Raw genomic sequence first — 960 nt, forward strand, 5'->3', positions numbered from 1 at the left:
ATCTCGGCACGCGCAACGAGATCGTCGCGACCATGCAGCGCGCGCTGGCCGATCACGGCCTCGCCGAGGAGCGGGGAACGGATCGCTACGCCATTCACGGCCAGACCGTCACCGAGCCCATCGTCGGGCGGGTGTTGGCCAAGGGCCTTGCCGCCGGTGACGAGATGGGCGACCGAATGCACCTCGTCATCGACGCCGTGGATGGACGCACCCACTATGTGGAGATGGCGGACGCCACCCGGCTGGACGCGGTCGGACGGGGGCACATCGTTGCGCTCGATCCGGTCCCGGTCAAAGCCGAGCCGCGGGCTGCGGACCTCAACATTCGCGACCTTGCAGAACGCTCGGACGGAATCTACCGACCGAGCACGCATCTGGAGGCCGCCCGCCCGGAGATCGAGCGGATCAAGGGCGATCCGGAAGCCTATGTCCGCTCCCACGTGCGCCGGCTCGAAGCGCTCCGCCGAGCAGGCCACGTGGAGCGCCTCGATGCCGACCACTGGAAGATCCCTGCCGACATCGCCGAACGCGGCATGGCCTATGATGCGCGGGATCGGGCGAAGGACTTTTCCGTCCGCACGTTCTCGACCCTCAACCTTGACCACCAGGTCAGCAGCGACGGGGCGACCTGGCTCGACCGGGAGCTGGCCTCGCGCGAGCGGACGCCGCTGGCCGAGGCGGGGTTCGGCCGGGAGGTGAGCGAGGCGATGGAGAGGCGGCGGCAAAGCCTCGTCGATCAGGGGCACGCGGTCCGGCTGGAGGACGGGGCGGTTCGGGCTCCGCGGGACATCCTTGCGCGTCTGGAGCGCGCCGAAATCACGCGCGTCGGTCGCGAGATGGCCGCGGAACGGGGATTGGCCTTCGTCGAGGCGAAAGCCGGCGAATATGTCAGCGGCAAGCTCACCGGCTCCGCCAAACTCGTCTCCGGCCGCTTCGCCATGATCGACGACGGCATGGGCT

General features: G+C 69.2%; 1 protein-coding gene. It reads left to right on the plus strand.

Annotated features, from left to right (window positions below):
- Positions 1 to 960 (plus strand): DUF3363 domain-containing protein (locus tag V5F48_RS24940; protein WP_394260642.1); only part of this gene is annotated, 960 nt, incomplete at both ends.

This window comes from Xanthobacter autotrophicus ATCC 700552 (assembly GCF_043194565.1).
In the GTDB taxonomy this organism is placed as follows: Bacteria; Pseudomonadota; Alphaproteobacteria; order Rhizobiales; family Xanthobacteraceae; genus Xanthobacter; species Xanthobacter autotrophicus_F.